Source organism: Pseudomonas sp. DW-iso17 (assembly GCF_058725345.1).
Genome location: NZ_JBZXEA010000002.1, coordinates 199183 through 221969, shown reverse-complemented (window position 1 = coordinate 221969; position 22787 = coordinate 199183). Strand labels below are relative to the sequence as shown.

Annotated in this window: 20 protein-coding genes; 13 read left to right on the top strand and 7 right to left on the bottom strand. The window is 59.9% G+C overall.

Features of this window, described 5'->3' with window-relative positions; translation table 11 throughout:
* Nucleotides 1-810: a tRNA cyclic N6-threonylcarbamoyladenosine(37) synthase TcdA gene (gene tcdA, locus AC4PS6_RS02320; protein ID WP_019817865.1), complete on the top strand. Its 810-nt coding sequence runs from the start codon at nucleotides 1-3 to the stop codon at nucleotides 808-810.
* Between the two features lie 117 nt (nucleotides 811-927).
* Here the strand turns inward: tcdA and AC4PS6_RS02315 are convergent, their stop codons facing one another.
* The 4 genes from AC4PS6_RS02315 to AC4PS6_RS02300 all read right to left on the bottom strand — a co-directional run bounded on the left by AC4PS6_RS02315 (nucleotide 928) and on the right by AC4PS6_RS02300 (nucleotide 3985).
* Nucleotides 928-1341, bottom strand: a complete 414-nt coding sequence (locus tag AC4PS6_RS02315; protein WP_058410371.1) for a SufE family protein — start codon at nucleotides 1339-1341, stop codon at nucleotides 928-930.
* Nucleotides 1338-2543, bottom strand: coding sequence for an aminotransferase class V-fold PLP-dependent enzyme (locus tag AC4PS6_RS02310; RefSeq protein ID WP_019817863.1), 1206 nt, complete (start codon nucleotides 2541-2543; stop codon nucleotides 1338-1340). The genes AC4PS6_RS02315 and AC4PS6_RS02310 overlap by 4 nt, the downstream gene beginning before the upstream one ends.
* A 67-nt stretch (nucleotides 2544-2610) precedes the next feature.
* Nucleotides 2611-3645 carry a 2,3,4,5-tetrahydropyridine-2,6-dicarboxylate N-succinyltransferase gene (gene dapD / locus AC4PS6_RS02305; RefSeq protein WP_014717226.1) on the bottom strand — a complete coding sequence of 345 codons (1035 nt, stop codon included), beginning with the start codon at nucleotides 3643-3645 and terminating at the stop codon, nucleotides 2611-2613.
* Nucleotides 3646-3676: 31 nt separating this feature from the next.
* Nucleotides 3677-3985, bottom strand: a complete 309-nt coding sequence (locus AC4PS6_RS02300) for an arsenate reductase (protein ID WP_229999207.1) — start codon at nucleotides 3983-3985, stop codon at nucleotides 3677-3679.
* A 279-nt stretch (nucleotides 3986-4264) separates the two neighbouring features.
* Between AC4PS6_RS02300 and AC4PS6_RS02295 the strand changes: the two genes are divergently transcribed.
* The gene (locus tag AC4PS6_RS02295) at nucleotides 4265-5908 is read left to right on the top strand and encodes a Na+/H+ antiporter (protein WP_014717228.1); all 1644 of its coding nucleotides are present in this window, start codon (nucleotides 4265-4267) and stop codon (nucleotides 5906-5908) included.
* Nucleotides 5909-5919: 11 nt separating this feature from the next.
* Here AC4PS6_RS02295 and dapC read toward each other — a convergent pair whose 3' ends face one another.
* From dapC to map, 3 genes are all read right to left on the bottom strand, one after another.
* Nucleotides 5920-7119 (bottom strand): succinyldiaminopimelate transaminase, encoded by a 1200-nt coding sequence (gene dapC / locus AC4PS6_RS02290; protein ID WP_020300963.1) that lies wholly within the window; start codon nucleotides 7117-7119, stop codon nucleotides 5920-5922.
* A 143-nt stretch (nucleotides 7120-7262) separates the two neighbouring features.
* The gene (locus tag AC4PS6_RS02285) at nucleotides 7263-9965 is read right to left on the bottom strand and encodes a [protein-PII] uridylyltransferase (protein ID WP_014717230.1); all 2703 of its coding nucleotides are present in this window, start codon (nucleotides 9963-9965) and stop codon (nucleotides 7263-7265) included.
* 64 nt (nucleotides 9966-10029) lie between these two features.
* A complete protein-coding gene (gene map / locus AC4PS6_RS02280; protein ID WP_003189156.1) occupies nucleotides 10030-10812 on the bottom strand; it encodes a type I methionyl aminopeptidase in 783 nt (260 codons plus the stop codon).
* Nucleotides 10813-11199: 387 nt separating this feature from the next.
* Between map and rpsB the strand changes: the two genes are divergently transcribed.
* From rpsB to lpxD, 11 genes are all read left to right on the top strand, one after another.
* Nucleotides 11200-11937 (top strand): 30S ribosomal protein S2, encoded by a 738-nt coding sequence (gene rpsB, locus AC4PS6_RS02275; protein ID WP_003189158.1) that lies wholly within the window; start codon nucleotides 11200-11202, stop codon nucleotides 11935-11937.
* 191 nt (nucleotides 11938-12128) lie between these two features.
* On the top strand, nucleotides 12129-12992 hold the full coding sequence (gene tsf, locus AC4PS6_RS02270) for a translation elongation factor Ts (protein WP_005785711.1): 864 nt from the start codon (nucleotides 12129-12131) through the stop codon (nucleotides 12990-12992).
* Nucleotides 12993-13203: 211 nt separating this feature from the next.
* Entirely contained in the window at nucleotides 13204-13947 is a 744-nt protein-coding gene (gene pyrH, locus AC4PS6_RS02265) for a UMP kinase (RefSeq protein ID WP_003189161.1), read from the top strand.
* The gene (gene frr / locus AC4PS6_RS02260) at nucleotides 13944-14501 is read left to right on the top strand and encodes a ribosome recycling factor (protein WP_003189163.1); all 558 of its coding nucleotides are present in this window, start codon (nucleotides 13944-13946) and stop codon (nucleotides 14499-14501) included. The genes pyrH and frr overlap by 4 nt, the downstream gene beginning before the upstream one ends.
* 17 nt (nucleotides 14502-14518) lie before the next feature.
* Nucleotides 14519-15274, top strand: a complete 756-nt coding sequence (gene uppS, locus AC4PS6_RS02255) for a polyprenyl diphosphate synthase (RefSeq protein ID WP_003189167.1) — start codon at nucleotides 14519-14521, stop codon at nucleotides 15272-15274.
* Complete coding sequence (locus AC4PS6_RS02250; RefSeq protein WP_336826875.1) at nucleotides 15275-16081, top strand: phosphatidate cytidylyltransferase; 807 nt, start codon at nucleotides 15275-15277, stop codon at nucleotides 16079-16081.
* A complete protein-coding gene (gene ispC / locus AC4PS6_RS02245; RefSeq protein ID WP_014717232.1) occupies nucleotides 16078-17268 on the top strand; it encodes a 1-deoxy-D-xylulose-5-phosphate reductoisomerase in 1191 nt (396 codons plus the stop codon). Before AC4PS6_RS02250 ends, ispC begins: the two co-directional genes overlap by 4 nt.
* A 53-nt stretch (nucleotides 17269-17321) precedes the next feature.
* The gene (rseP, locus tag AC4PS6_RS02240) at nucleotides 17322-18674 is read left to right on the top strand and encodes a sigma E protease regulator RseP (RefSeq protein WP_014717233.1); all 1353 of its coding nucleotides are present in this window, start codon (nucleotides 17322-17324) and stop codon (nucleotides 18672-18674) included.
* A gap of 74 nt (nucleotides 18675-18748) precedes the next feature.
* Nucleotides 18749-21136 (top strand): outer membrane protein assembly factor BamA, encoded by a 2388-nt coding sequence (bamA, locus tag AC4PS6_RS02235; protein WP_020300966.1) that lies wholly within the window; start codon nucleotides 18749-18751, stop codon nucleotides 21134-21136.
* Between the two features lie 45 nt (nucleotides 21137-21181).
* Complete coding sequence (locus tag AC4PS6_RS02230; protein WP_003189173.1) at nucleotides 21182-21685, top strand: OmpH/Skp family outer membrane protein; 504 nt, start codon at nucleotides 21182-21184, stop codon at nucleotides 21683-21685.
* Nucleotides 21686-21688: 3 nt separating this feature from the next.
* Nucleotides 21689-22744 carry a UDP-3-O-(3-hydroxymyristoyl)glucosamine N-acyltransferase gene (gene lpxD / locus AC4PS6_RS02225; protein ID WP_020300967.1) on the top strand — a complete coding sequence of 352 codons (1056 nt, stop codon included), beginning with the start codon at nucleotides 21689-21691 and terminating at the stop codon, nucleotides 22742-22744.
* Nucleotides 22745-22787: the final 43 nt, after the last annotated feature.

Below are 22787 nucleotides of genomic sequence, written 5' to 3'. Positions count from 1 at the left end.
ATGAGTACAGAAGATCCGCGGTTTGCAGGCGTTGCCCGCTTGTACGGCCTTGAGGGCCTGGAACGCTTGAAAGCGGCCCATGTGGCGATTGTCGGCGTCGGCGGCGTGGGTTCCTGGGCGGCAGAAGCGATTGCCCGCTGCGGGGTGGGTGAGATTTCGCTGTTTGACCTGGACGATGTCTGCGTCAGCAACAGCAACCGCCAGTTGCATGCCCTGGACAGCACCGTGGGCAAGCCCAAGGTCGAAGTGATGGCTGAGCGCCTGCGCGGCATCAACCCCGATTGCACCGTGCACGCGGTGGCAGACTTCGTCACCCGCGATACCATGGCCGAGTACATCACGCCGACTATCGACTGTGTGATCGACTGCATCGACGCGGTCAACGCCAAGGCGGCGCTGATTGCCTGGTGCAAGCGCCGCAAGATCCAGATCATCACCACCGGCGGCGCCGGTGGGCAGATTGACCCCACGCTGATCCAGGTGTGTGACCTGAACCGCACCTTCAATGACCCGTTGGCCTCGAAAGTGCGCTCTACCTTGCGCCGCGATTATGGCTTTTCGCGCACCGTGACTCGTCATTACAGCGTGCCGTGCGTGTTTTCCACCGAGCAACTGCGCTACCCCAAGCCTGATGGCAGCATCTGCCTGCAGAAGAGTTTTGTCGGTGATGGCGTGAAGCTGGACTGCGCGGGCGGGTTTGGCGCGGTGATGATGGTCACAGCCACGTTCGGCATGGTGGCGGCCACCAAGGCGGTAGACAAGATCGTGGCGGGAGTGCGCAGGCCGTCGGAGCGCATCAAACCCAGCTAAATCTCATTGCCGAACATAGATCCAAATTGTGGGAGCTGGCTTGCCTGCGATAGCGGTGTGTCAGCCACTGAAAATACTGACTGATTCGCCGCTATCGCAGGCAAGCCAGCTCCCACATTATTTCTGTGTACGCGTCAGGTCTCGCATGCGTTGCAGTACGGCATTCAAGCCATTGCTGCGCGACGGCGATAACTGGCGCGACAAGCCCAGTTGATTGAACCAGTCAGGCAGGTCAACGGCTTGCAGTTCATCAGCCGACAGCCCATTGACCCGCGCCAGCAGCAACGCCACCAACCCACGAATCATCCGCGCCTCGCTGCTCGCCGTAAACTGCCAATGGCCGTCCTGCAAGCGCCCCACCAGCCACACCAGGCTTTCGCAACCGTGCACCAGATTAGCGTCGACCTTTTCGTCATCAGCCAGGGCGGGCAAGCGTTCACCCCATTGCATCAGCACCCGGGCGCGCTGCTCCCAACTGCCAATGGCCTGGAAGGCTTGCAGTGCGGCGTGTGCCTCCAGCGGCAAGCTCATCGCAGCATGTCCAGCGCCTGGTCCAACGCTTCAAAAAAGCGCTCCAGGTCGTCGGAATCGTTGTAGAGCGCCAGTGAAACGCGGATGGCGCCTGACAGATTCATCGCCTTCAACAGCGGCATTGCGCAGTGGTGACCGGCACGCACAGCAATGCCTTGCTCGGTCAGCAGGTGGGCGAGGTCGGCGTTGTGCACGCCCGCCACCACAAAACTCACCAGCGCCACCTGCGGCGATCCCAGCACGCGTACGCCATTGCGGGCCTTAAGCCCACGCAGCAGGTAGTCATGCAGGGCGGCTTCGTGGGCGATCACCGCTGAGGGATCCAGTGAACTCAGGTAATCCAGGCTCGCGCCCAGGCCGATCACACTGGCAATCGGAGGAGTGCCGGCCTCGAAACCCAGCGGCGCGGGGCGAAAGCTGGCGCTGTGGTAGTCGGCCTGTTGCACCATCTCGCCGCCGAACTGCCAGTGGCGCAGGTGGTGCAGGGCCTCATTACGGCCATACAGCACACCCACGCCGTCCGGGCCGTAGAGTTTGTGGCTGGAAAATACGTAGAAGTCGCAGCCCAGGGCCTGCACGTCGTGACGGCCATGGACGATGCCTTGGGCGCCGTCCACCACCGTGAGGGCGCCGTGTGCCTGGGCCATCGTCAGCAAGGCTGGCAGCGGCTGCCAGGCACCGAGCACGTTGGATAACTGGCTCACCGCCAGCAAGCGTGTGCGTGGGCCAACCAAGCTGGCCGCGGCGTCCAGGTCGATGACGCCGTCATCGTCCAGAGGCAAGACCACCAGTGTGAGTGCGCGGCGTTTGGCCAATTGCTGCCAGGGCAACAGGTTGGCGTGGTGTTCCAGGGCGCTGATGGCAATCTCATCGCCCGCATTGAATAAGTGCTCCAGGCCATAGGCCAGGAGGTTCAGCGCAGAGGTTGCGCCGTGGGTAAACACGACCTGCCCGCTGTCACCTGCGTTCAACCACTGCGCGACCTTGCTGCGGCTGTCTTCGAACGCCTGGGTCGCATGGGCTCCGGGCAAATGCTGAGCACGGTGCACATTGGCTGCGCCATTGGCGTAGTAATGACTGATGGCATCCAGCAGGGCTTGGGGTTTTTGCGTGGTCGCGGCGCTGTCCAGATAGGTCTGGTCTTGCCGTTGCAGGGTGGCGATGGCCGGGAAATCGGCGCGCCAGGGGGAGGGCACAAGCATGGTGATCAAGACTCGTATAAGCGAGCCGCCCCCGAAGGTGCGGCCGCTAGTGGCATCGAGTGGCTGCTTAGTTGTGAGCGTGCAGCGCTTCGTTCAGTTCGATGGCCGATTTGTGGGTTTTGCACTCCACGGCACCGGTCTCGGAGTTACGACGGAACAGCAGGTCTGGCTGGCCAGCCAACTCACGCGCCTTGACCACCTTGACCAGTTGGTTCTGCTCATCCAGCAGGGCAACCTTGGTGCCGGCGGTGATGTACAGGCCCGACTCCACGGTGTTGCGGTCGCCCAATGGGATACCGGTACCGGCGTTGGCGCCGATCAGGCAGCCTTCGCCCACCTTGATCACGATATTGCCGCCGCCCGACAGGGTGCCCATGGTGGAGCAACCGCCGCCCAGGTCCGAGCCCTTGCCGACGAATACGCCCGCCGATACGCGGCCTTCGATCATGCCCGGGCCTTCGGTGCCCGCATTGAAGTTGACGAAGCCTTCGTGCATCACGGTGGTGCCTTCGCCTACGTACGCGCCCAGGCGGATACGTGCAGCGTCAGCGATACGCACGCCAGCCGGTACGACGTAGTCGGTCATTTTCGGGAACTTGTCCACCGAGAACACTTCCAGCAGGTCGCCACGCAGGCGCGCTTCCAGTTGGCGCTCGGCCAGTTCATTGATGTCGATAGCGCCCTGGCTGGTCCAGGCCACGTTCGGCAACTGCGGGAACACCCCGGCCAGGCTCAGGCCGTGGGGCTTGACCAGGCGATGGGACAGCAGGTGCAGCTTGAGGTAGGCCTCAGGCGTGGAGGTCAGCGCTGCGTCTTCGGCCAGCAAGGTCGCGACCAGCGGCGTGTGGCTTTCGGCCAGGCGGCTGAGCAGGGCGGCCTGGGTAGCATCGACGCCTTTGAGCGCGTCGGCCAGTTGCAGGGCCTGGCTCACGGTGAAGGTGATCGCCTGGTTGCCTTCGGTGTAACCGAGGATCGGTGCGATGGCGGCAACGATTTCAGCCGACGGGTTGAGCAAGGGCTGTGCGTAAAACACTTCCAGCCAAGCACCTTGGCGGTTCTGAGTGCCGACGCCGAAGCCCAGGCTGAACAGGGAATTGGACATGCTGTTACCTCTACAAAAATGGAAGGCTGGCCTACTTGAGGGCCGCCGAATAACTATCTGGCTTGAAGCCAATCAGGGTTCTGTCACCGAGATCGAGCACCGGGCGCTTGATCATCGAGGGTTGTGCGAGCATCAATTCAATGGCTTTCGACTGATCGAGATCGGCTTTGCGTTCGTCTTCGAGTTTGCGAAAGGTGGTGCCCGCACGGTTCAAAACCACCTGCCAACCGTGCTCGTTGCACCATTGGGTCAAGTGTTCGCGGTCGATACCGGCTGTTTTGTAGTCATGGAACTCATAGCTCACCCCGTGCTCATCGAGCCAGGTGCGCGCCTTTTTCATGGTGTCGCAGGCTTTGATGCCGAAAAGGTGCAAGGTTTTGCTTGAAGCACTCAAGGAATTGCCCCCCTTTGGACGTATGAAAATGAAAGATCGCCGATTATGCCACGACCAGCGGGTTTCGGCGCCGCTCGTCAACAGCGTGCGACTTTTGCGCAAAGTGCCAGTGCGCAGCATAGGCGAGTAACATAGCCAGGTAACATAGCCGGGTAATATGGCACTTCAACGGCCAGTTGTTGCCTGATGTGTCGTTGCAAGTCGATTGTCCGGGAAACCCGCGTTATGCAAACCGCCTACACCGTTCTTATCCTGCTGATGCTGGTCAGCCTTTCGCGCCTGGTCGGGCGCATCATCCCACTGCCGTTGCCTCTGGTGCAGATCGCCGCCGGCGCCTTGCTGGCCTGGCCCACGTTGGGGCTGCATGTGGCGCTGGACCCGGAGCTGTTCCTGTTTCTGTTCCTGCCACCGCTGCTGTTTTCCGATGGTTGGCGCATGCCCAAGCGCGAGTTGTGGCGCCTGCGTGGTCCGATCCTGACGTTGGCGGTGGGGCTGGTGCTGTTCACCGTGGTGGGCGCTGGTTACTTTATTCATTGGTTGCTGCCCTCGATCCCCTTGCCGGTGGCCTTTGCCCTGGCAGCGGTTTTATCCCCGACGGACGCCGTGGCAGTGTCGGCCATTTCCCAGAATCGTTTGCCCAAGCCGCTGATGCACATGCTCCAGGGCGAAGCCTTGATGAATGACGCGTCGGGCCTGGTGACCTTCAAATTTGCCCTGGCCGCGGCGTTGACCGGGGTCTTTTCCCTGGCGGATGCCAGCCTGACGTTTGTACTGGTGGCAGTGGGTGGGTTGGCGATCGGCGTGGCGCTGAGCTGGCTGGTCGGCCGCCTGCGCGCCTGGATGATCGCGCGCGGTTGGGATGACCCGGCGACCCATGTGGTGTTCATGTTGCTGCTGCCCTTTGCTGCGTACGTACTGGCTGAACGCCTGGGCGCGTCCGGCATTCTCTCGGCGGTGGCGGCGGGCATGATGCAAAGCTGGCTCGACCTGCTGCCGCGCCAGACCAGCACGCGTTTGCTCAACCGCAGCGTCTGGTCGCTGCTGGAGTTTGCCTTCAATGGCCTGATTTTCCTGCTGCTCGGCCTGCAACTGCCGGACATCATCAAGGCTGTGGTCAGTCATGAAACCACGCTGTGGCCCACCTTGATGTATCGCTGCCTGGATGTGGTGGCGATCTTTCTGGTGCTGGTGGTATTGCGCTTTATCTGGGTGCAGAGCATCTGGCGGCTGTCGGGGTTGCTGCGCAGGCTGCGTGGCAAAAGCGCGCTGACCCTGGTGCCGACGGCCCGCTCCTGCTGGTTACTGACCGTCGGCGGTGTTCGCGGAGCGGTGACCCTGGCGGGCGTCATGTCGGTGCCCTTGTTGCTGGCGCCGGGCCAGGATTTCCCTGAGCGTGACCTGCTGATCTTTATCGCTGCCGGGGTGATCCTGCTGTCGCTGGTCGCTGCCTGCATCGCGCTGCCGTTACTGCTGCGTGGCGTCGAAAAAGGCCCGGATGAAAAACGCCACAACGAAGTGCGCGAGGCCTGGAAAAAGACCGCCGTGGCTGCAATCCATGCACTGGAGGCCCAGGAACCCGCTGAAGCCGAAACACCGGACGCCGCTCAAGCGGCACTGGCCACCGAGCTCAAGGCGCGGCTGATGGCGGAGTATCGTCATCAACTGGACGTGTTTAATGATTCGGCTGAAGCCCAGGCGCTGGCGCTGCAGATGGACCAATTGGAGCGCAAGCTGCGGCTCAAGGCCCTACGCGCGCAACGGTTGGAGTTGTACAGCTTGAGCCGTCATCACCAGATTGGTGATGACGTGTTGAGGGAGGTGTTGGCGGAGTTGGATATGAGCGAGGCGAATTTGGGTCACATGAAGTGACCGGTAGGCCCTTAACGGCGACGCTGGATAAAGTCGCGAATCCGCTCAGCCGCTTCCACGCATTCGGCTAACGGCGCAACCAATGCCAGGCGCACACGCCCCGCGCCAGGGTTAAAGCCGTCCACTTCGCGCGACAGGTAAGAGCCCGGCACCACCGTCACATGTTCTTCCACGAACAAATCGCGGCAGAAAGTGGCGTCGTCACCCTCTACATTCGGCCACAGGTAAAAGCCGCCGTCCGGGCTTTGCACGTCCAGCACCGGCTTGAGGATCGCCAGCACCGCGTCGAACTTCTCGCGGTACAGGTCGCGGTTGGCCAGTACGTGGGCTTCGTCCTGCCAGGCCGCAATGCTTGCAAGCTGGGTTTGCACGGGCATCGCGCAGCCGTGGTAGGTGCGGTACAGCAAAAAGGCCTTGAGGATCTCGGCGTCGCCGGCCACGAAGCCTGAGCGCAGGCCTGGCAGGTTGGAGCGCTTGGACAGGCTGTGGAACACCACGCAACGCTTGAAGTCCTGGCGCCCCAGCTCGACGCAGGCGCTGAGCAGGCCCGGCGGTGGGGTTTGCTCGTCGAAGTACAACTCGCTGTAGCACTCGTCGGCGGCGATGACGAAGTCATATTCGTCGGCCAGGGCGATGAGTTTTTTCAGGGTGTCGACCGGGATCAGCGCGCCGGTCGGGTTGCCTGGGGAGCACAGGAACAGGATCTGGCAACGTTTCCAGATGTCGGGGGAGACGGCGTCGAAGTCCGGGTTGAAGCCATTGCTGTCCAGGCACGGCAGGTAATGCGGCTTGGCCCCGGCCAGGAACGCGGCGCCTTCGTAGATCTGGTAGAACGGGTTGGGGCTCACCACCAGCGCGTCGTCGCCACGGTTGACCACGGTCTGGGTGAAGGCAAACAGCGCCTCGCGCGTACCGTTGACCGGCAGGATGTTGCGTGCCGGGTCCAGCCAGCCCTTGGGCACGTTGAAGCGACGTTCGCACCAGGCGCCGATGGCTTCGCGCAGGGCCGGAATACCCAAGGTGGTGGGGTACACCGCCATTTGATCGAGGTTATTGCTCAAGGCCTCGGCAACGAAGGCCGGTGAGGTGTGCTTGGGCTCGCCGATGGATAGCGCAATCGGGCGCTTGTCCGGGTTCGGCGTCACGCTGCCGAGCAGAGCGCGCAGTTTCTCGAAGGGGTAGGGCTGCAACTGGTTAAGGGCGTTGTTCATATAAGCCTCTGTCACGGTGAGCGCGGATCCTGTGGGAGCTGGCTTGCCTGCGATGGCCTCACTGCGGTCGACCTGACGCACCGAGGTGTCTGCATCGCAGGCAAGCCAGCTCCCACATGACTCCTGTTCACAAAGTTAAGAATTCAAATGGTCAGGCGTGTCAGCTCGACGCCGGGTTCCTGGCTCACGCTCAATTGCTCCACGATCGCCGCTTGCAAACGCAGGCACAGCTGCGGGTCGGACAGCGGCTGGTTATCGGCATCGGTGATAAAGAACACGTCTTCCACACGCTCGCCCAGGGTCGCAATCTTGGCGTTCTGCAACGACAGGTCGAACTCCAGGAAAATCCCGCCGATGCGTGCCAGCAGGCCCGGGCGATCCGGTGCGCTGAGCTCCAGCACCGTCACCGGTCGCTGTGCGTCGTTGGAGATGGTCACCTGGGGCGCAAAGGCAAAGTGCTTGAGCTGGCGCGGCACCCGGCGCTGGATGATGGTGGGGTAGTCGTCGGGGTTGCGCAGGGCTTCGGTAAGACCTTCGCGGATCTTTTTCACCCGCGCCGGGTTATCGCCAATCGAGTCGCCGTCGGTGTCGAGCACGATGTAGGTGTCGAGGGTGAACTGGCTGCTGGAGGTGATGACCCGGGCGTCATGGATGTTCAGGTTGAGCTGGTCCATGGCCGCCACGGTCACGGCAAAGAAATCGTGCTGGTCGGGGGCGTAGATGAAGATCTGCGTGCCGCCTTCGAATTCGCGCTGGGTGGTTTCCTTGATCAAGACCAACGGGCCACCATCGGCGGGTTGCTGCAGGATCGCGTCGCTGTGCCAGGCCACGTCGCCGGCGGTGTGGCGCAGGAAGTAATCGTCACCCAGTTGCGACCAGAGTTGCTCGACGTCGTCCGGGTCGTTACCGCCGCGCACCAGGATATCCAGGGCTGCGCTTTGGGTGCGGCGGATCTGCTCTTCGCGGTCCACCGGGTTCTCCAGGCCACGGCGCAGGGCGCGCTTGGTCTCGGTGTACAGCTGGCGCAACAGGCTGGCGCGCCAGGAATTCCACAGCGTCGGGTTGGTGGCGTTGATGTCGGAGACGGTCAGCACATACAGGTAATCCAGGCGGGTCTCATCGCCGACGATGCCGGCAAAGTCGTGAATCACCTGCGGGTCGGACAAGTCCTTGCGCTGGGCCGTGGTCGACATCACCAGGTGGTTCTGCACCAGCCAGACAATCAGGCGGCTGTCCCACACCGGCAACTGGTGGCGCTGGCAGAAGGCTTCGGCATCGACCGCGCCGATCTCCGAGTGGTCGCCATGCCGGCCCTTGCCGATGTCGTGGTACAAGCCGGCCAGGTAAATCAACTCGGGCTTGGGCAGCTTGGCCATCAGCTTACTGGCCAGCGGGAATTTCTCTGACACCTGGGTGTACTGCAACTTACGCAGATGCTTGATCAGGTTCAGGGTGTGGGCATCGACGGTATAGATATGGAACAGGTCGTGTTGCATCTGCCCGACGATAAAGCCGAACTCCGGCAGGTAGCGCCCGAGAATGCCGTAGCGGTTCATGCGCCGCAGGTTGCGATGGATGCCGATGCGGCACTTGAACAGCTCGATAAACAGGCTGGTGTTACGGATATCGTTGCGAAAGTCGTCGTCGATCAGGTGACGGTTTTCCCGCAGCAAGCGGATGGTGTCGGCGCGCACGCCTTTGATCTCCGGCTGCTGGGCCATCAACACAAAGATTTCCAGCATGGCGAACGGTGTGCGGCGGAACACGTTGTCGTTACGCGCTTCGATATAGCCGTCATGCAGTTGGAAACGCGCGTTGATCGGCTGCGGCGGCGCTTCATCTTCGGGAGCCAGGATCACTTCTTCGAAGTGCTGGATGATCAAGTCGCTGAGCTGAGCAATGCTCATGACCACCCGGTAGTACTGCTGCATGAAGCTCTCGATGCTGGTCTTCGCATCTTCGCCTTCAAAGCCCAGAAGGGTAGCGATAGAGCGCTGGTGGTCGAAGAGCAGGCGGTCTTCGGAACGACCAGCCAGCATGTGCAGGGCGTAGCGCACCTTCCACAGGAATTCCTGGGACGAGGCCAGCAGAGTGTTTTCGCTCTCCACCAGAAAGCCTTCGCCAGCCAGGGCGCGCAGGTTCAGCGTGCCGTATTGGCGGCGCGCTACCCACAAAATCGTCTGGATATCCCGCAGCCCGCCCGGTGAGCCTTTGACGTTGGGTTCCAGGTTGTATTCGGTGTCGTTGTACTTGTGGTGCCGGGCTTTTTGTTCGGCGCGCTTGGCCAGGAAAAAGTCTTTGCTTGGCCACATGTGTGCGGTGCTGGTGACTTCGAGCATGCGCTGGCGCAGGCGCTCGGGGCCACAGATGGTGCGGCTTTCCATCAGGTTGGTGACCACCGTCAGGTCCGCACGGGCCTCTTCCGCGCATTCGTCCACCGAGCGTACGCTCTGGCCGACTTCCAGGCCGATGTCCCACAGCAACGTCAGAAAGCGCTCGATGGAATCGCGAAAGGTCTCGTGATCGGCTTTGTCCAGCAGGATCAGCAGGTCAATGTCGGAGTAGGGGTGCAGTTCGCCGCGACCGTAGCCGCCGACCGCCACCAGGGCGATATCGGCGTCGAAACTCCAATTGAACTGCTCCCAGGCCTTTTGCAGGATGTTATCGACGAACCAGGCGCGGTCTTCGATCAGGCGGCGAATATCCCGGCCACTGCGAAAGCGCGCATCGAGCACCTCGCGGGCTTGGCGGATGGCCTTCTTGAAGGCGGCGATGGGGCTTGCCTTCAATGCCAGTTCGGCCTGGAACTGGCCACGGTCGAAGAGTTCGGGATCCACCTGGGGCATCGATCGGCTTTCCTTTCTATCTATCAGTCAGTCACAACACGCTGTGGGAAAACCTGGGCAGCCTTCAGGCCGAAACGCGTGGAATGGTGTCGTCGGCGCGCAGGGTGAAGATCTCATAACCGGTGTCGGTGACCAGCAAGGTGTGTTCCCACTGGGCCGAGAGCTTGCGGTCCTTGGTGATGGCGGTCCAGCCGTCGCCCAACACCTTGGTGTCGGCCTTGCCCTGGTTGATCATCGGTTCGATGGTGAAGGTCATGCCGGCCTTGAGTTCCATGCCGGTGCCCGCACGGCCGTAGTGCAGAATCTGCGGCTCTTCGTGGAACACTTTGCCGATACCATGGCCGCAGAATTCGCGCACCACCGAGAAGCCGTTCTTTTCCGCGTGCTTCTGGATCACTTCGCCAATGTCACCCAGGCGGCAGCCGGGTTTGACGATCTCGATGGCCTTGTACATGCATTCCTGGGTGACCTGGGACAGGCGCTCGGCCCACACTGGCACGTTACCGACGTGGAACATGCGGCTGGTATCGCCGTGGTAACCATCCTTGATCACCGTAACGTCGATGTTCAGGGTGTCGCCGTCTTTCAGTGGTTTGTCGCCCGGAATGCCGTGGCAGACCACGTGGTTGATCGAGGTGCAGATCGACTTGGGGAAACCTTTGTAATTCAGCGGGGCAGGGATGGCTTTTTGCACGTCGACTATATAGTCGTGGCAGATACGGTCCAGCGCTTCGGTGGTGACGCCGGGCTTGACGTGTTCGGCGATCATTTCCAGCACGTCGGCAGCCAGTTTGCCGGCAACGCGCATGCCTGCGATGTCTTCGGCGGTTTTCAAGGTAACGGTCATACAGGCTCTCTCTAGCGCGACGCGCTGAAATCAATACGGTTCACGGGGGCGCGACAAAGGGTTACAACATTCGCGCAAGTCCCAAAAAACGCGATTCTAACAGACGATGCTGGCAAATCATGCGCGTCTGGTGATCGCTTCTCTCTATGAGGTAGAGGCATGTTGGCTGTATTCAAGGGCTTACGCAAAGGCGGCGACCGGCAAATGTGATTGCGGGTTTCGTTTTTGCCGATGCTGTGGTATAAAATGCGCCGCTTTCCGGGGATACCCCGCAAAGCTTAAATCCACACACGTGTCGACACGATGACCTGGGTGCCGGAGGCCTTGATGCCGCTGGTTGGTCATTGGGATACGTGGAGGCCAAACCCGACTTATTAAGGAACTATCATGTCCCAAGTCAACATGCGCGATATGCTGAAGGCCGGTGTGCACTTCGGTCACCAGACCCGTTACTGGAACCCGAAAATGGGTAAGTACATTTTCGGCGCGCGTAACAAGATTCACATTATCAACCTTGAAAAAACCCTGCCAATGTTCAACGAAGCGCTGACTTTCGTAGAGCGTCTGGCCCAGGGCAAAAACAAGATCCTGTTCGTCGGCACCAAGCGTTCCGCTGGCAAGATCGTTGCTGAAGAAGCAGCACGTTGCGGTTCGCCGTACGTCGATCACCGCTGGTTGGGCGGCATGCTGACCAACTTCAAAACCATCCGTGCTTCCATCAAGCGTCTGCGTGACCTTGAAGTACAAGCCGAAGACGGTACTTTCGCCAAGCTGACCAAGAAAGAAGCGCTGATGCGCTCCCGTGACCTGGAAAAGCTCGATCGTTCCCTGGGTGGTATCAAGGACATGGGCGGTCTGCCTGACGCACTGTTCGTGATCGACGTTGATCACGAGCGCATCGCGATCACCGAAGCCAACAAGCTGGGCATCCCGGTTATCGGCGTAGTCGATACCAACAGCAGCCCGGAAGGCGTTGACTACATCATCCCAGGCAACGATGACGCAATCCGCGCTATCCAGCTGTACATGGGTTCGATGGCTGACGCTGTAATCCGTGGCCGCAACCACGTTGCTGGCGGTACCGAGCAGTTCGTTGAAGAAGCTCCGGTAGCTGCCGCTGAGTAACTGACGCCCTGGCGTTGACTCAGTAAGCAAAAAGGGGGCTTGGCCCCCTTTTTGCCACCTCGAAAACCATTTGTCGGCAGCGCAGCTACATTATTTGTAACGTGCAGCGGCCTACAACGGAGATTCGGGAAGAATTGATCGCCCGTTTGATCGGGTGGAATGGTTGAAAACCTATCCAAGAGGATTTTGAAATGGCAGAGATTACTGCAGCGTTGGTTAAAGAACTGCGTGAGCGTACTGGCGAAGGCATGATGGATTGCAAAAAGGCCTTGACCAAGGCCGGCGGCGACATCGAAAAAGCCATTGATGACATGCGTGCTTCCGGCGCCATCAAGGCTGCCAAGAAAGCAGGCAACGTGGCTGCTGAAGGCGCTATCGCTCTGAAAGAAGACGGCAAATCCGCCGTTCTGCTGGAAGTGAACTCCCAGACCGACTTCCTGGCTCTGCAGGACGACTTCAAAGCATTCGTTGCTGCCAGCGTCGAAAAAGCTTTCGCTGACAAGCTGACCACTGTTGAGCCTCTGATCGAAGCTCAAGAAGCAGCTCGCCTGGTACTGGTCGGCAAGGTTGGCGAAAACGTCAACATCCGTCGCCTGGTTCGCGTTGAGGGTGATGTGGTTGGTGGTTACCTGCACGGTAACAAGATCGGTGTTGCAGTTGTTCTGAAAGGCGGCGACGTTGAGCTGGCCAAAGACATCGCGATGCACGTTGCTGCAAGCAACCCTGAGTTCCTGCTGCCTTCGGAAGTTTCGGCCGAAGCGATCGAGCGTGAAAAAGCTGTGTTCCTGCAGCTGAACGAAGAAAAAATCAAAGGCAAGCCAGAAAACATTGTTGAGAACATGGTCAAGGGCCGTATCAGCAAGTTCCTGGCCGAAGCAAGCCTGGTTGAGCAGGCGTTCGTCAAGAACCCTGAAATCAAGGTTGGCGAACTGGCCAAGAAAGCCGGTGCTGAAATCGTTTCCTTCACTTACTTCAAAGTAGGCGAAGGCATCGAGAAGCCGGTCGACAACTTCGCTGAAGAAGTTGCTGCCCAGCTGGCTGCCGCCAAGCAATAAGACAGTTCCAAACTGTCGCCGAAAGAGGCTGCCCGCTCACGCGCGCAGCCTCTTTTCAAATGGGAAGGCCAATTTTATTTGGTTTCCTCTCGGAACTGGCTTACAAAGCCGTGTTCCGATGGCGCTGTGACAGCGTCCAGCTAGAGTGAACGCAAGCCGTAAACGGCTCGCCAAGAATTTTTTAAAAAATACGCCGCAGGAGAGATTCGCAATGGCTCAGCAGGGCAGTGGTTATCAGGCTCGCTATAAACGCATTCTACTCAAGCTCAGCGGCGAGGCCCTGATGGGCTCGGAAGAGTTCGGGATCGACCCCAAGGTGCTTGACCGCATGGCGCTGGAAGTCGGCCAATTGGTCGGTATCGGTGTGCAGGTCGGCCTGGTGATTGGTGGTGGCAACCTGTTCCGCGGTGCGGCACTCAGTGCTGCCGGTATGGACCGGGTTACCGGCGACCACATGGGCATGCTGGCCACTGTGATGAACGCCTTGGCCATGCGCGACGCCTTGGAGCGCGCCAATATCTCGGCCATTGTGATGTCGGCTATTTCCATGGTTGGCGTGACAGATCATTATGATCGCCGCAAAGCCATGCGCCACCTGAACTCCAAGGAAGTGGTGATCTTTGCCGCTGGCACAGGTAACCCGTTCTTCACCACCGACTCGGCCGCATGCCTGCGTGCTATCGAAATCGATGCCGACGTGGTGTTGAAAGCGACCAAGGTGGATGGCGTTTACACTGCAGACCCATTCAAAGACCCGCATGCCGAGAAGTTCGATCATCTGACCTACGATGAAGTACTGGATCGCAAGCTGGGTGTCATGGACCTGACCGCTATCTGCCTGTGCCGCGACCACAAGATGCCGCTGCGCGTATTTAACATGAACAAGCCCGGCGCCCTGCTGAATATCGTACACGGCGGCGCAGAAGGGACTCTGATCGAGGAAGGCCAACAATGATCAACGAAATCAAGAAAGACGCCCAGGCGCGTATGCAGAAATCCCTGGAATCCTTGAGCCACGCCTTTGGCCAGATCCGTACTGGCAAGGCGCACCCAAGCATCCTGGGCAGCGTGATGGTGCCTTACTACGGTTCCGACACCCCGCTGAGCGGTGTAGCCAACGTGACCGTGAAGGATTCGCGCACCCTGCAAGTTGTGGCCTTCGAGCGCAACATGCTCGCGGCTGTCGACAAGGCTATCCAGAGTGCCGGCCTGAACCTCAACCCGACCAACCTGGGCGAGTTGCTGCTGATCTCCATGCCAGCCCTGACCGAAGAAACCCGAAAGGGCTTCACCAAGCAGGCGCGCAGTGCTGCTGAAGATGCGCGCGTTGCCGTGCGTAACATCCGCCGCGATGCGCTGGGCGACCTGAAGAAACTGGTCAAGGATAAGGAAATCAGCGAAGACGAAGAGCGCCGTGCCGTCGCTGATATCGACAAGCTGACCAAGGACGCCGAAGCCCAGATTACCAAGGCGACCGAAGAAAAAGAAAAGGACCTGATGGCCGTATAAGGGGTCAGGACGCCTTCATGGAAAAGACCAAGCAGACTGTGCCCTCCGTGGTGCCGCGCCATGTCGCGATCATCATGGATGGGAATAATCGCTGGGCGAAAAAACGCTTTATGCCGGGTGTTGCCGGGCATAAAGCGGGTGTTGACGCGGTAAGGGCGGTGATTGAAGTGTGCGCCGAGGCCAAGGTCGAAGTGCTGACCTTGTTCGCGTTTTCCAGTGAGAACTGGCAGCGGCCCGCCGATGAGGTCAGCGCCTTGATGGACCTGTTCTTCAAGGCCTTGCGTCGTGAGGCCAAGCGCCTCAATGACAACAACATCAGTCTGCGCATCATTGGTGATCGTTCGCGGTTCCATCCGGAGCTGCAAACGGCCATGCGCGAAGCCGAGGCCATCACTGCCGGCAGTAACCGTTTTGTACTGCAGATCGCAGCCAACTACGGTGGCCAGTGGGATATCGCCCAGGCTGCACAGCGGCTGGCCCGCGAAGTGCAGGCCGGCCATCTGCGCCCGGACGACATCACGCCCGAACTGTTGCAAACCTGCCTGGTGACCGGCGACCTACCGTTGCCGGACTTGTGCATTCGTACCGGTGGCGAGCATCGCATCAGCAATTTCCTGCTGTGGCAGCTGGCCTACACCGAGCTGTACTTCTCCGACCTGTTCTGGCCGGACTTCAAACACGATGCCATGCGTAATGCACTGGCCGATTTCGCTTCCCGTCAGCGTCGTTTCGGTAAAACGAGCGAGCAGATCGAAGCTGGAGCCCGGGTTTAAATGCTTAAACAACGAATCATCACGGCGCTGATCCTGCTGCCGATTGCCTTGTGCGGTTTTTTCCTGCTCGACGGTTCCGGCTTTGCGCTGTTCATCGGCTTGGTCGTGACCCTTGGGGCGTGGGAATGGGCGCGCCTGGCAGGTTTCGTCAACCAGTTGCCGCGTGTGGCCTACACCGCCGTGGTCGCGCTGTTGTTGTTCTTCATGTACATCCTGCCGGACATCGCGCCCTGGGTGCTGGGAGCAGCAGTGTTGTGGTGGGCGTTGGCGACGTTCCTGGTACTCACCTATCCACGCACCAGTGGCCAATGGTCCAGCGTGGCCTGCAAGCTGGTGATCGGCCTGGCGATCCTGTTGCCGGCCTGGCAAGGGCTGGTGGAAATCAAGCGTTACCCGCTGGGCAACGAATTGATCCTGGCTGTAATGGTGTTGGTATGGGGTGCTGATATTGGTGCCTACTTCTCGGGTAGAGCCTTTGGCAAACGCAAGCTGGCCCCGGCCGTCAGCCCCGGCAAGAGCTGGGAAGGCGTATACGGCGGCCTGGCCTTGACGCTGCTGATCACCTTGGTGGTCGGTGTGGTGCGTGACTGGTCGGTAAAGGAAGTGCTTCTGGCCTTGCTGGGGACGGCTATTGTCGTCTTCATCTCGGTGGTGGGCGACCTTACCGAGAGCATGTTCAAACGCCAGGCGGGCATCAAGGACAGCAGTAACCTGCTGCCAGGCCATGGCGGTGTGCTTGACCGTATCGACAGCCTCACCGCTGCGCTGCCTATTTTTGCCGTGCTGTTGTGGATGATCGCTTCGTGAGCCGCCTGCAGCAGGTTACGGTGCTGGGCGCGACCGGCTCGGTCGGGCTCAGTACCCTTGATGTCATAGCGCGTCACCCCGATCGCTATCAAGTTTTTGCCCTGACCGGCTTCACGCGTTTGCGCGAGTTGCTGGCCTTGTGCGTGCGTCACTCGCCGCGCTTTGCCGTGGTGCCTGAGGCGGCTGCGGCTCGTAATCTGCAGGAGGATCTGCGGGCTGCCGGGCTGGCTACTCAGGTATTGGTCGGCGAGGCAGGGTTGTGCCAGGTCTCGGCCGATGCGGACGTGGATACCGTCGTGGCGGCGATTGTCGGTGCAGCCGGTTTGCGCCCGACCTTGGCGGCAGTCGATGCTGGCAAGAAAATCCTGCTGGCCAACAAAGAAGCCTTGGTCATGTCCGGCGCACTCTTTATGCAGGCGGTGCGTAAGAGCGGCGCGGTGCTGCTGCCTCTGGACAGCGAGCACAACGCCATCTTCCAGTGCATGCCCGGTGATTTTGCCCGCGGCTTGAGCCAGGTCGGCGTGCGCCGGATTTTGCTGACGGCATCGGGTGGCCCATTCCGCCAGACTCCGTCGGCCGAGCTGGACCATGTGTCTCCCGATCAGGCATGCGCTCACCCGAACTGGTCCATGGGGCGCAAAATCTCCGTGGATTCGGCGAGCATGATGAACAAGGGCCTGGAGTTGATCGAGGCATGCTGGCTGTTCGATGCGCGGCCTGACCAGGTTGAGGTGGTCATTCATCCACAAAGTGTGATCCATTCCCTGGTCGATTACGTGGATGGCTCGGTGTTGGCGCAGTTGGGTAACCCGGACATGCGCACACCGATCGCCAACGCCTTGGCGTGGCCTGAGCGGATTGATTCCGGCGTAGCACCGTTGGACCTGTTTGCAATTGCGCGCCTGGACTTCGAAGCTCCAGACGAGCAGCGTTTCCCTTGTTTGCGCCTGGCGCGGCAAGCGGCCGAGGCGGGTAACAGTGCCCCGGCGATGCTTAACGCGGCCAACGAAGTGGCCGTGGCGGCGTTTCTTGAACGGCGCATCCGCTTTCCGCAGATCGCGAGTATCATCGAGGACGTCCTGGCGCGTGAGCCGGTAGTGGCAGTGAATGACCTGGAGGCGGTGTTTGAGGCCGACACCAAGGCCCGAGCCCTGGCCGGGCATTGGTTGGATCGCAATGCGGGTTAGGCCGCGGGCAGGTTTGAGTCTTCAGGCATTGGATTGAAATGCGGAGAAATTAGATGAGTGCGCTCTACATGATTGTCGGCACCCTGGTTGCTCTGGGTGTGTTGGTGACCTTCCACGAATTCGGCCACTTCTGGGTGGCGCGTCGTTGCGGCGTCAAGGTATTGCGCTTTTCCGTCGGTTTCGGCATGCCGTTGTTGCGCTGGCATGATCGCCGCGGCACTGAGTTTGTCATTGCTGCTATCCCGTTGGGCGGCTACGTCAAGATGCTCGATGAGCGGGAAGGCGAAGTGCCTGCAGACCAATTGGACCAATCCTTCAATCGCAAGACCGTTCGTCAGCGTATCGCGATTGTCGCGGCGGGGCCGATTGCCAACTTCCTGTTGGCGATGGTGTTCTTCTGGGTTTTGGCCATGCTGGGCAGCCAGCAGGTGCGCCCGGTCATTGGCGCGGTCGAAGCCGACAGCATCGCGGCCAAGGCGGGCCTGACGGCAGGGCAGGAAATTGTATCGATTGATGGCGAACCCACCACAGGGTGGGGCGCGGTCAATTTGCAGTTGGTGCGTCGCCTGGGTGAAAGCGGCACCGTCAATGTGGTGGTGCGTGACCAGGACTCCAGCGCCGAAACCCCGCGGGCATTGGCGCTGGACCATTGGCTCAAGGGCGCCGATGAGCCCGATCCGATCAAATCCCTGGGGATCCGCCCTTGGCGTCCGGCCTTGCCGCCGGTGCTGGCCGAACTCGATCCAAAGGGGCCGGCCCAGGCTGCTGGCCTGAAAACCGGTGATCGCCTGTTGGCCCTTGATGGTCAGGCGCTGGGTGACTGGCAGCAGGTGGTCGACCTGGTGCGTGTGCGCCCTGATACCAAAATTGTGCTGAAGGTTGAGCGCGAGGGTGCTCAAATCGACGTCCCCGTGACCTTGTCGGTGCGAGGGGAAGCCAAGGCGGCCGGCGGATACCTGGGTGCCGGGGTCAAAGGTGTCGAATGGCCGCCATCGATGGTGCGAGAGGTCAGTTTCGGGCCTTTGGCCGCGATTGGCGAGGGTGCGAAACGCACCTGGACCATGAGCGTGCTGACCCTCGAATCCCTCAAGAAAATGTTGTTCGGTGAGCTCTCGGTAAAAAACTTGAGTGGACCGATAACCATTGCTAAAGTGGCGGGCGCTTCTGCCCAGTCGGGTGTCGCGGATTTCCTGAATTTCCTGGCTTATCTGAGTATTAGCCTTGGGGTTCTGAATTTGCTGCCCATTCCAGTATTGGATGGGGGGCATCTGCTGTTTTATCTGGTCGAGTGGGTGCGTGGTCGCCCCTTGTCGGATCGGGTGCAGGGTTGGGGGATACAGATTGGTATCAGTTTGGTGGTCGGGGTGATGTTGTTAGCCCTGGTCAACGATCTGGGACGTCTGTAACGCTTCGCTGAATTGCGAATCTGCCGCATTTTGCGGCAGTTTGTTTATTGCCAGTTGGAATAAGAAAGGACTTCATGAAACGTCTGCTGCTAACTGCGGTTCTCACCGTATTGATGATCGCCGAAGTTCACGCCGAGTCCTTCACCATCTCCGATATTCGCGTCAACGGCCTCCAGCGGGTTTCCGCGGGTAGCGTCTTTGGTGCCTTGCCGTTGAACGTCGGGGAACAGGCGGATGATCGTCGCCTGGTGGAATCCACTCGTGCGCTGTTCAAAACGGGGTTCTTTCAAGATATCCAACTGGGTCGCGAAGGTAACGTCCTGGTCATCACGGTCGTCGAGCGACCTTCCGTCGCGAGTATCGCGATCGAAGGTAACAAGGCCATCTCCACTGAAGACCTGATGAAGGGCCTGAAGCAATCGGGCCTGGCCGAGGGCGAGATCTTCCAGCGCGCAACCCTTGAGGGCGTGCGTAACGAGTTGCAACGCCAGTACGTTGCCCAGGGCCGCTACTCCGCGACCGTGGAAACCGAAGTGATCCCCCAGCCTCGTAACCGTGTGGGCCTGAAGGTCAACATCAACGAAGGCACCGTGGCCGCCATCCAGCACATCAACGTCGTGGGCAACACCAAGTTCCCTGATGAAGACCTGGTCGACCTGTTCGAACTCAAGACCACCAACTGGTTGTCGTTCTTCAAGAACGATGACAAGTACGCCCGTGAAAAACTCTCCGGTGACCTGGAACGCCTGCGCTCCTACTACCTGGACCGTGGCTACATCAACATGGACATCGCTTCGACCCAGGTGTCCATCACCCCGGACAAGAAGCACGTCTACATTACCGTCAACGTCAACGAAGGTGAGAAGTACAAGGTTCGTGACGTCAAGCTCAGCGGTGACCTGAAAGTGCCTGAAGACCAGGTCAAGTCCCTGTTGCTGGTGCAGAAGGACCAGGTGTTCTCGCGCAAGCTGATGACCACTACCTCTGAGCTGATCACCCGCCGCCTGGGTAACGAAGGCTATACCTTCGCCAACGTCAACGGCGTGCCGACCCCGAATGATGAAGACCACACCGTGGACATCACCTTCGTCGTCGATCCGGGCAAGCGTGCCTACGTCAACCGCATCAACTTCCGAGGCAACACCAAGTCTGCGGACGAAGTGCTGCGTCGTGAAATGCGTCAGATGGAAGGTGGCTGGGCTTCGACCTACCTGATCGACCAATCCAAGACCCGTCTTGAGCGCCTGGGCTTCTTCAAGGAAGTCAACGTCGAAACCCCGGCCGTACCGGGTGTGGATGACCAGGTTGACGTGAACTACGCCGTTGAAGAACAAGCCTCGGGTTCGATCACTGCCAGTGTCGGTTTCGCCCAGAGCGCCGGTTTGATCCTGGGTGGTTCCATCACGCAGAACAACTTCCTGGGTACCGGTAACCGTGTGTCCATCGGCCTGACCCGCAGCGAATACCAGAGCCGATACAACTTCGGCTACACCGACCCCTACTGGACTGCAGACGGCGTGAGCCTGGGCTACAACGCCTTCTACCGCACCACCGACTACAAAGACCTCGATGTTGACGTTGCAAGCTATGCGATCGACAGCCTGGGTGCTGGTGTCAACGTGGGTTACCCGATCAGCGAAACCTCGCGCCTGACCTTTGGCCTTACCGCCCAGCAGGATGAGATCAAGACCGGTGTGTACACCGTGGACGAAATCTTCGACTTCACCCGTCGTGAAGGCGACAAGTTCCTGAACTTCAAGGCGTCTGCCGGTTGGTCCGAGTCGACCCTGAACAAAGGCGTACTGGCAACCCGCGGCCACTCCCAGAGCCTGACTGCGGAAGTCACCACGCCGGGCAGCGACCTGTCGTTCTTCAAGCTCGACTACCGCGGCCAGTTGTTCCAGCCGTTGAGCGATAACTACACCATGCGCCTGCACACAGAGCTGGGCTATGGCGACGGCTATGGTTCGACCAATGGCCTGCCGTTCTATGAAAACTACTATGCAGGTGGCTTCAACTCGGTACGTGGCTTCAAGGACAGTACCCTGGGGCCGCGTGGCACGCCGAGCCGTGGCCAGGCCTTTACAGGTAACCAGGGGACGCAAGTGGACTCCGACAACGACCCGCTTCCTTTTGGTGGTAACGTGCTGATCCAGGGTGGTGCCGAAATTCTGTTCCCGCTGCCATTCGTAAAAGATCAGCGTTCCCTGCGTACTTCGGTCTTCTGGGACGTGGGTAACGTGTTCGACTCCAAGTGCGATCAGATCACCAACCCAAGTGGCGTGAAGTCCAACACTCAATGCAACGACGTAAGCCTCAGCAACCTGGCGAGCTCCGTGGGCGTGGGTGTGACCTGGGTGACTGCGCTGGGCCCGTTGAGCTTTGCTCTGGCCATGCCGATCAAGAAACCGGATAACGCTGAAACCCAGATTTTCCAATTCTCCCTCGGCCAGACGTTCTAAGCGTCTGACCTAAGATAACGACAACGGATTCTGTAGGAGTACATCGTGCGTAAGTTGACTCAATTGGTCTTGCTGGCCACTGTGCTGGTCACCACCCCGGCCTTCGCCGAAATGAAAATCGCGGTCCTGAACTATCAGATGGCCCTGCTGGAATCCGATGCGGCCAAGCGATATGCCGTGGATGCCGAGAAGAAATTCGGTCCGCAACTGACCAAACTCAAGACGCTGGAAAGCAGCGCCAAGGGTATCCAGGACCGCCTGGTAGCCGGTGGCGACAAAATGCAGCAAGGCGAGCGCGAGCGTCTGGAGCTTGAATTCAAGCAAAAGGCCCGTGACTACCAGTTCCAATCCAAGGAGCTGAACGAAGCCAAGGCTGTGGCCGACCGCGAAATGCTCAAGCAGCTCAAGCCTAAATTGGACAGCGCTGTGGAAGAAGTCATCAAGAAGGGTGCCTTTGACCTGGTGTTCGAGCGTGGCGCCGTGATCGACGTCAAGCCTCAATACGACATCACCCGCCAGGTGATCGAGCGCATGAACCAGCTGAAGTAAACCATGACAGCGACTATCAAGCTCGGCGAGTTGGCCGAGTTCCTGGGGGCCACCTTACGTGGCTCCAAGGAGAAAGAAATCACTGGGCTAGCCACCTTGCAGGAGGCTGGCCCAGCTCAGTTGAGCTTCCTCGCAAATCCTCAATACCGTAAATACCTGGTCGACTGCCAGGCCGCAGCCGTGTTGCTGAAGGCCGCTGACGCCGAAGGGTTTACCGGGGATGCGCTGGTGGTGGCCGACCCGTACCTGTCGTACGCCAAGGCGTCGCACCTGTTCGATCCCAAGCCGAAGGCGGCTGGCGGTATTCACCCGTCTGCCGTGATCGCCGAGGATGCCCAGGTTGACCCTGCCGCCAGCATCGGTGCGTTTGCCGTGATCGAGAGCGGGGTGCGTATTGGTGCTGGTGTCACCGTGGGTGCCCACTGCTTTATCGGTGCACGCTGTGAAATTGGTGCCGATGGTTGGCTAGCCCCCCGCGTGACGCTCTACCACGATGTGCGTATTGGTCAACGTGTGGTCATACAGTCCGGTGCTGTTATCGGCGGCGAAGGCTTTGGCTTTGCCAACTCCAAAGGTGTCTGGCACAAGATTGCCCAGGTCGGTGGCGTATTGATCGGCGATGATGTGGAGATCGGCGTGAACACCGCCGTGGATCGCGGGGCCCTGGCCGATACTGTGATCGGTAACGGTGTAAAGCTCGATAACCAGATCCAGATCGCCCACAACGTACAGATTGGCGATCACACCGCCATGGCCGCCTGCGTAGGTATTTCCGGCAGCACCAAGATCGGCAAGCATTGCATGCTCGCCGGTGGCGTAGGGCTGGTGGGGCATATCGACATTTGCGACAACGTCTTCATCACCGGCATGACCATGGTGACCCACTCGATCACAGAGCCAGGGGCCTACTCGTCCGGTACCGCGATGCAACCTGCGGCCGAATGGCGCAAGAGTGCCGCGCGTTTGAGGAAGATCGACGACATGGCACGACGTATCAAACAGCTTGAAAAGCGTGTCGGGGACGTGACCCCTGGCGGTAATGCTTCATCAGAAGGCTGATACCATTTCCATATCAAGTGTGCGCGGCCGCTAGACGGCCTCC